We start from the raw sequence: 8,072 nt of genomic DNA, 5'->3' as shown, positions 1-8,072 counted from the left end.
TAACTTAACTCGTCGGTGATAAGATTTTCATTTGGCAAACTGTTTATAACATATTCTTGCAAATGCTTTTTACGCATTTACCTAAATGCCATAAGCATTCCAGTAAATGCCTTCCTTATTCATTCAAATGCTTTTCGCATGCATCCGAATGCCGGATCCTTTCATAAAGTTACTATAATCAATGAGTTAAAGATGCCGTGATCTTTACTTGAACTCTATTGATCTTTAGTGATCTAAAGAATTGATCTAACCTGTTGAAAACAATGATAAGTCCATATAAAACAAGGAATAGCGCTCCTTTATCAATATCTACAGATCGCAAACGGAAATGAAAGTGGGTTTACTATCATTGTTTTATTCAAGACAGTTTTTATTTTAATTTTATTAAGCAAATTTTTTGAGTTTACCTTTTAGATGTATCAGCCCTATTTGGCAAATTTGAGGTTCATGTATCATGTAGTAAACAGGAGGAAGATATGAACAACAGCAAACATACAGTCATTGAAGTGGATACTAATCTAGTTGAAATTGAAAAGGGATTTAATCCCCGAGAGGCGGTAATCGGAGATTTGTGTTACGAACAAGAACCTGTCAAATCGATGATTGTGTCAATCAAACAAGCCTTTAAGGAAGGAAGGCAGGTTGATATGATCAAGGTCGTAAAAAGAAAAGGTAAATATTTAGTTCGTCAAGGTCATACTCGTTTTCATGGCTTAAAATTAGCAATTTCTGAAGGTGCTAATATTCCAAAATTATCTGTTATCTTAATCGATTATAAAAACGAAATTGAAGAATACCTTGAGAACCTCGATGGTAACAGAAGCAATGGGCTAAATCCGGTTGGGCAAGCTCATGCATTAGCTCATGCTGTTAGTCTCGGGTATTCGGTTGAAGAACTAGCAATGCGATATCAACGATCAACTACCGCAATTCGTAATATGCTAAAAATCCTTGATATGCCATTAGAGCTTCAACGTTTGATTAGCCTAAATCTAATCAAAAAAACGCTCGCCATTGAAATAATGTTAAAATATTCCAACGATCACAAAATGGTTTTAAAACATATAGAAGGTTTCTTACCTGGCGTTAAGAATATTGAGACTACAACGAGCAAAATTGTAGGCATACCTGAACACAATGCAGCTGGAGCAGGACCAGACACCTTAAATAAAGGCGGACCAGAAAAGAAAAATTCGGCAGTCACACGTAAGACTTTGGGTATTAAGCGCCTCTCGCATAAGAAAACAGAACGGCTAAAATCTGAATTTCTTGAGCTTGTGGAAAGTACACATACGGAATCTATAACGAATACTCAAACAGAACTAAAATTTGGTAGAGATAGTGCACACTTGTTCAAAAATGTTGATAGTAAAAATGTAATATTTTCTGATGATGGTGTTCAAATAATCTTGAATGATGAAAAGCTAAATATTTTATTGTCTTTACTTAACGACGAAAATACAGCAATCATTCTTTCTAAACCAAAATTAGAAGAGCTTCTGGAAATTCGAGATCTCCTTAAGGAATAAAAAACCGAGGATTAGTTGAGTGATTAAACCTATAAAGCTGACTCTTATCGATAATTATAATGATTTGCTTCTAACTCATGAAGTCCTTAAACGCAACATGGAAGAGTTAGAACACGGTAAACGTTTTGACCAATTTCCTGAAGGGCATGACCACTATGAAAAAACTGTGAAAGAAGCTGTAGCAATCGTAGAGGCACGTTTGGAGGTGTTTCGAAAATGAAATCTCTTTTCTTTACTCTTGATGGTCATATGGTACCAGCCTCAGTGAATGTATCCCTTAACGGAGATGGAAATTATTATGCACCTATCGAAAGAGAATGTAACGAATGTGCGGGCACAGGCCACAAAGGGGCTGATGTATGTGAAAAGTGTCATGGGGTGCAAACAGTTGGACCCATTATTGAAAAATTAGTGGTACTAGAGCCAATTACCTTTCTCGATAACATTCCGGAACTGCGTGTTAACCCAACACTCGAAGCATGGAAATCCAGAAACCACGTACTTATTGAGAAAGCAAAAAAGGCTAACACTAAGTTTTCTAATAGTATATTGGCGCAACTAGACAATAACCGTTTTTTGACAGAACGCCAGCTGGATTGTTTCTTTACAACCTTTGATGTGATGTTGTCTGAAACTCCGGAAAATGAACAAGAAATTTTAAAACATAGCTACAATATCGGCCAGGTCATAAGCATTGAACTAACATTTACTGAAGTCAGGGCCGCGTACGCAAAAAGTAAAGGGAGTTATTTTTTTACATTTACTGGTAAAGTTAGAAATGACGGGATCGCTTTAACGGCCGATAAACAGGATCACATTTTATTGGGTGAACGTTATCATTTGACTGGAAAAGTCAGAAAATTCTATGATTTTGATTCGAAAAATTATGCTGCAATAACAGTTTTTAAGTTAAGTAAACTCCAAGACAGTTAAATGTTTTACTGCTTAAATATAGAGCCAAGACTTAAACTGTCGTTAGGACTCACTCACGTAATATTGTTGCTTACGCAATGGGTTTTATCCCTCATAAAGATCTGCGAGTATAAATCTTTTACATTTAAATTCCCCTCTATCACAACCTTTTCAATAGTAAAAAAATGATAATCTTATTAATTATAATTTTTAATTTTTTGTATACCAATACCATACAGTTAAGGCTAAAAGGTGATGATGGAGATGGACTTTAAAATGCACAATGATCTGGGTCTCGGTTTCATTTGTAAAAATGCAAGAACATCGTCAAAGCCAACGTTAAGAAAAGTTACTTTTCCGGTAAGCGCATATGAAACGTCTAAGCTTTCTTTAACCGGTTTTCAATGCCCCACAGCCTGCCGATTTCCTTTTTTTGTGCTATGCATGATAATCCATAACCATCTTTCGTCTGCATGCCCTATCAACCAAAATGAATGTTCAAATCATATATCGCAATTTTCTATCGACATTAAAGTACAAGATTGGCTTAGCCGTTCAAGAGTAGCGTTTATTGATTTCCATAATCTAAGAAATACAGATAAAACCACATTAATAACAGTGGAACATCTTGAAGCTTTACTTACTGTTATGTCAACTACTCTTGTCGCTTACGCTCCATATTCAAAAAAGAGACTTAACTTTAGCTTTCTAAATTCATTTACTTTGTCTAAAACTTCTCAAAGTTACACATTAACTTTCCCGGTAGTTCTCAGTCCGCTTTTAGATGCTCTTGGCGGTTTCATTCAGGAATGCATAACCGAAAAATTGTTAAAACGACGAAATTCGAATTTCATGGTTTACGAGTATCTTAAACGTTCAGGCCAGAGCTCTCATAAAGTGGAGGACATTAATAACGACTTACAGCTTAAAACTCTAAATATAAGACTTATGAGCGTCCTTACTGGGCTTTCTCAGCAAGGACTCATTTCATTTATTTGCGAAGGAAAGAGGGGCGACCGGAGAATAGAAGAGCTTCAGTTTATACCTTATGTTCAACGAACTCACCCTGAGGTATTAACTTTTCAGGAATGGATTAGCCCCGTTGATTAGAATTAACTCTATTTCAGCACGGCCAGTATTTCTGTTTCCGTTTTCCGTGTATTTGGCTTACTTCCTACGGATCGGTAAGCGCTGAGTCTGTGTATGACGAATCCACGCTCTTCATAGAGGCCCAAAGTGAATGGTGTCAGGCTATTTGATATCGCAACAGCAGCGCCTTTTCTGTGAGCGTCAACGAGCATATTTGCTAACAGCACGTGGTCGCTTTGGCTGAACGGTTTACCATCGTAACTGACAAAACTAGTTTTGCTTGTTTTGTCATATGGCGGATCACAATAAATCTGATCTCCTTCGCCGGTTGCGGCCAGAGTCTCCTCAAAACCAGCGGTGATCAGTTCAATACCTGAAAGACGAAATGAAAGGTAGTCTATTTTATTGAAGTCAAGCTTCAGTTCTGTATGTTTCCCCCAGGGCACTGAATAGATTCTTTCTGAGTTATAGCGGCACATACCGTTATAGCCCAGGCGATTCAGGGAGTAAAACAAAGCCGCTCTTTGAAGCGGTTGACCAGAAATACAGGTTTTGTTGAAACGGTCCCTCATCTCATAGTAGTCCTTTTCGACAAAGGTTTTATCCGCTAGGTTTTGGACCTGATTTATAAAGTTAGTTTTCTGTCTTTGAATAGTCCTGTATAGGTTGATCAAGTCTGGATTGCTATCTGCAAGCAATGCATTTTGTGCAAACATGTTCAGAAAAACGGCACCACCGCCTATAAAGGGTTCTACCCACCGGCAACTATGATCGTGTGGGTAGTGATGGCTGATGAAAGGCATCAGTTTCGTTTTTCCACCAGCCCATTTGATTATCGGCATGTGTCTGAGATGTCGAGTCAAAGTGTCTATACCTGAGAGAGAAATTTAGGTGCTGGTATCGTACCTAACCACGGGCTTTAACTAATAACTTAGGGAGCAAAAAAAAGTTGTTTAAGACGCACAGTTTTGACTTTCAGCATTGCGGATTTATAAGATTTTTCCTCACTGATACCTGAACTTTATGTTTTGGATTTATGTCTTTGTTTATGAAGCGATTTTGATGCCATCACAAGAAATGGGGAGCCCTCTTTTTTTGTGAAAAATCAGAATAGGCTCAAAAAGTACCTTTTTTGCGAAAAATTATGGATTTTTTTTTCGGTAGTATCCCCGCTACGCAGAAAGTAAGCAGAAAAATGTAACGGAGCCCCTATGAGTGTTTTACTGACAGAACCTACACAGCAAGCTAATGACAAGGTCTTTAAAACGGCCCATGTTGCCTTTTCAGTAGTTACTGGCACAGGTCGTTACGTCACTGGGCTTAAACAGTTCCGTGATGCAAACCCTGAACTTTGTACTGAAGTAAGTGACCAGAAAGCATGGGCTATCCACCCTTCAGTAATTCAGGTCACGCCAGGCTTCAACTCCCGCGAAATGGGAATGGGTGACGATTACTATAAGCTCCCTGAGGTTGAAGAACACATCTACAACATCAAGAATGCCTACATTCGAGGTGACTATGTAGACCCTATCCGAGTACGTGTCATTGATGGGGTACCTTTTGTTCGCCAGGGGCACTGCCGTTTAAAAGCCGCAATGATGGCATGTGATGAAGATCATGACATCACAATCCTTTGCGTTGAGATTAAAGAAGATGAAATTGGCTGTGAGCTCGCGACCATTGATGGTAACCGTGGTCTTGCGCTTTCTCCTGTTGCGCTTGGCGAGTCCTATCGTCGCCTACATTCTCTTGCTGGCTGGTCACTCGAACGAATTGCTCAACGTGAAAATAAAAGCCCGACGACCATCAGTTCTCTTATCCGCCTGACAACCTGTTCTGTTGTTATCAAGAAATGGATTCATGCTGACGCTATTTCGTATGTTAACGTGCTTTCACTGATCGATGAGCTCGGTGAAACAGAAGCAATTTCACGTATCAAGAAGATGATCGCGGAACTTGAGCAGGCCGATGCGAATGGCATCACGGTGAAAAAAACCCAACATGGTCAGGTACGAGTCAGACCTTCAGACTTCAAGCCAGCACGGATTCCGCCGGTTATTGCCACAAAAGCCGTAGAAGGCGTCAAACTCATCACCACCAGCTTATTACAGAAACTGGGGGATATTGAATTGCCGGAGATGACAGATTCAAGTGCTGACGAAGAAATCAACATTACGTTGAACCGCAGTACTCTGGAGATGCTGAGAAATCTTTCAAAAGAGATCACAGAATCAGAGAACAAGCAGCTTCGCCGTGCGGAGAATCGTCAGGCAAAACTTAATGGTGAGAAGCCAAAATACCCACGTAAAAAAAATGCTAAGAAGGCAGGGGAAGAGACCGATCAGGATACTGACCCACAGCCGGACGCAGAATAATTTACTTTTGGCAAAGTGTTGGTTTTGTCAGAGTCATTAAGGATTCAGGCTTTTTGCCCGCCTTTTTTAAACCTCCATGTATCGTTCTTGCCCCGTTTATGCGGGGCTTTTTTTTTGCTTCTTTCTATGAGTTGACATCTTTAAGTTTTATTCAGAGACATAAAAAACTTTTTCGTGTCACTGAACCTATTAGGTTACAGAGCGACGTTGCTATCCTGGTAAAAGTTTTTTCTAAAGGACCGGTAAAATGTCATCTCTTGATTCTGAAGCTAAACCCGATAATGCAGGTCACAGCGTACTGGCTTTAACAACCTCTCATAGCCTGGTGGTTAGCTCTTCTGAAACATTTCTTCCAGATATGCGCAAAGAGCTCGGCATTATCGCGGATCTTGTTGAGTCCTATAATGATGAACTCTGCTTGTTGAAACACATGGCTGTCCAGTTCAAAACCCACAATCACCAGAAACTTTATTCTTATCTCTCAGGCTACAACCACAGTATCTCTGAAGCGGATGCCTTGTTCGCGGAAAACGCTCTGAGATCTGAATACTGGAAACGCGTTATGGCACTCACTGATGTTTTGCCTATCATGTCGGATGCCAAACGTAACGAATGGGATAAGCAGTTTACGGCCGACCGCTATATTATGCCGCCTCAGGTGATCCCTGATTTCACAGCTGACGCTGTAGTAGGCACAGTCGTTGCTTTGCTTAATGACCGCAATCAATTTATTAAAGAAAGGGTTTACGACGTCTTCCAGTCTCTGAGCCGCAGTCATAAGACAAACAAAGCTTTTGGGTTCTCCACCCGCATGATCACTACCGGAGTTTGCGAGCCGTCTAAATACCCCTGGCAGAAATTAAGGGTGGATTTTAAAGAGTCTGGCATTTCACCACTGAGCGAGCTCCGCGTTATATGCGCATTCTTCCGTGGCGAACAGGTGAAGGCGATCCATAACACCAAATCATTGGTTGAGGCGTTGGTCGAACATGAGGGGTTCAGAAAATGGATCTGCATCGATGGCAACAGTATTCGTTTCAGGGTTTACAAAAATGGATCAATGCATATTGACGTCCACCCTGATATCGCCGAGCGGCTTAACAATATTTTATCAGCTATCGTACCGCTGGCATTACCTGCCGACCGCATGGCTCATAGCAAGAAATCTTTGGAGGCATTCCCTGTACTTAAGCAGTGCATCGACTTTGATACCCGGATGCAGCTTTCTGAACTAATGTTTAAAAATGACGGGGACAATAAATGGAGTTGCTGGACATCTTTAGGGTCTCTCGCCGAACGCAAATCTTCGAGTGTTGCCGCTGACACCCTTCGGTTCTTAGGGGCAACAGTAACAAAATACGATGTGACATTTTCCTATGATCCGTGTGAGGTTATTCGTTACATCGGCCAGATAGGGGAGATGCCTGATATTGTATCGCATCAGTTTTACCCTTCATCTTGCCGAATCAGCGAATATGTATATTCCCTGCTCGGTGCAGGGGAAGGGGATACCCTCCTGGAGCCTAATATTGGCCATGCGGATTTGCTTAAATCATTCCCTGCCGGTGTGATCGTTACTGGCATCGAGCTTGATACTTTGAATTGCCTTATCTCCCGGGCTAAGGGATACGATACGACAGAAGCTGACTTCCTCACATGGTCTAAGTCTAATCAACAGAAGAAGTTTGATTATGTCGTGATGAACCCACCTTTTGCCGATAACCGGGCCAGGCTGCATCTCCAGGCAGCTGCATCTCATCTCGCAGCCGGGGGATCTCTAGCAGCCGTTCTTCCATTATCTCTTCAGGGGCTCGATAACCTTCTGGGGGAAGAATTCCGGACGGAATGGATGGACGTTTTTGAGAACGAGTTTGAAAACACGACCGTTTCGGTTCGCATCCTGTACGCCGAACGTATTCAACAAGAGGAAGTCCTATGAGCAACCAACCCACCAGCCTGCCAGAAGAAGATATTGAGTTTGTTATGGATACCTTTCAGAGGAGCATGGGTAAATCCAAACCTGTCAGGGATACTCAAATAGAGGGCGAGAAACCGCAAAGTAAAGAGTCCGCAAACTCAACTGAAAACCCCGGTTATGAAGAATTCTTTTAATTACGCTCATGATATCCTGGTGCAGTTATTTAGAATGATATTTGAGGGATGGGGG

8 protein-coding genes are annotated in these 8,072 nt (G+C 41.0%); 7 read left to right on the top strand and 1 reads right to left on the bottom strand.

Going from position 1 to position 8,072, the window contains the following annotated elements; genetic code table 11:
• Positions 1-476: 476 nt before the first annotated feature.
• The 4 genes from L3068_RS24840 to L3068_RS24825 all read left to right on the top strand — a co-directional run bounded on the left by L3068_RS24840 (position 477) and on the right by L3068_RS24825 (position 3,551).
• Positions 477-1,529: a ParB-like helix-turn-helix domain-containing protein gene (locus tag L3068_RS24840; protein WP_001065778.1), complete on the top strand. Its 1,053-nt coding sequence runs from the start codon at positions 477-479 to the stop codon at positions 1,527-1,529.
• 19 nt (positions 1,530-1,548) lie between these two features.
• A complete protein-coding gene (locus L3068_RS24835; RefSeq protein WP_000594930.1) occupies positions 1,549-1,749 on the top strand; it encodes a hypothetical protein in 201 nt (66 codons plus the stop codon).
• Entirely contained in the window at positions 1,746-2,462 is a 717-nt protein-coding gene (locus L3068_RS24830; protein ID WP_000838219.1) for a DnaJ-like cysteine-rich domain-containing protein, read from the top strand. The genes L3068_RS24835 and L3068_RS24830 overlap by 4 nt, the downstream gene beginning before the upstream one ends.
• A gap of 234 nt (positions 2,463-2,696) precedes the next feature.
• Entirely contained in the window at positions 2,697-3,551 is an 855-nt protein-coding gene (locus L3068_RS24825; RefSeq protein ID WP_000970401.1) for a hypothetical protein, read from the top strand.
• 8 nt (positions 3,552-3,559) lie between these two features.
• Here L3068_RS24825 and L3068_RS24820 read toward each other — a convergent pair whose 3' ends face one another.
• The gene (locus tag L3068_RS24820; protein ID WP_001121574.1) at positions 3,560-4,372 is read right to left on the bottom strand and encodes a DNA adenine methylase; all 813 of its coding nucleotides are present in this window, start codon (positions 4,370-4,372) and stop codon (positions 3,560-3,562) included.
• 369 nt (positions 4,373-4,741) lie between these two features.
• Here L3068_RS24820 and L3068_RS24815 point away from each other — a divergent pair, with 369 nt between their 5' ends.
• The 3 genes from L3068_RS24815 (at position 4,742) to L3068_RS24805 (ending at position 8,017) form a co-directional block, all read left to right on the top strand.
• Positions 4,742-5,905 (top strand): ParB-like helix-turn-helix domain-containing protein, encoded by a 1,164-nt coding sequence (locus L3068_RS24815; protein WP_000114860.1) that lies wholly within the window; start codon positions 4,742-4,744, stop codon positions 5,903-5,905.
• A 247-nt stretch (positions 5,906-6,152) separates the two neighbouring features.
• Positions 6,153-7,844, top strand: coding sequence for a DUF4942 domain-containing protein (locus L3068_RS24810; protein WP_000096325.1), 1,692 nt, complete (start codon positions 6,153-6,155; stop codon positions 7,842-7,844).
• Positions 7,841-8,017, top strand: a complete 177-nt coding sequence (locus L3068_RS24805) for a hypothetical protein (RefSeq protein ID WP_000070862.1) — start codon at positions 7,841-7,843, stop codon at positions 8,015-8,017. Before L3068_RS24810 ends, L3068_RS24805 begins: the two co-directional genes overlap by 4 nt.
• Positions 8,018-8,072: the final 55 nt, after the last annotated feature.

It is taken from the genome of Enterobacter cloacae complex sp. ECL414, assembly GCF_021869685.1.
In the GTDB taxonomy this organism is placed as follows: domain Bacteria; phylum Pseudomonadota; class Gammaproteobacteria; order Enterobacterales; family Enterobacteriaceae; genus Enterobacter; species Enterobacter kobei.
This window is presented reverse-complemented; position numbering and strand designations above follow the sequence as displayed.

Coding starts and splice junctions, on each gene's coding strand:
- L3068_RS24840 (WP_001065778.1), top strand. CDS start 477: ATGAACAACAGCAAACATACAGTCATTGAAGTGGATACTAATCTAGTT.
- L3068_RS24830 (WP_000838219.1), top strand. CDS start 1,746: ATGAAATCTCTTTTCTTTACTCTTGATGGTCATATGGTACCAGCCTCA.
- L3068_RS24825 (WP_000970401.1), top strand. CDS start 2,697: ATGATGGAGATGGACTTTAAAATGCACAATGATCTGGGTCTCGGTTTC.
- L3068_RS24820 (WP_001121574.1), bottom strand. CDS start 4,372: ATGCCGATAATCAAATGGGCTGGTGGAAAAACGAAACTGATGCCTTTC.
- L3068_RS24815 (WP_000114860.1), top strand. CDS start 4,742: ATGAGTGTTTTACTGACAGAACCTACACAGCAAGCTAATGACAAGGTC.
- L3068_RS24810 (WP_000096325.1), top strand. CDS start 6,153: ATGTCATCTCTTGATTCTGAAGCTAAACCCGATAATGCAGGTCACAGC.
- L3068_RS24805 (WP_000070862.1), top strand. CDS start 7,841: ATGAGCAACCAACCCACCAGCCTGCCAGAAGAAGATATTGAGTTTGTT.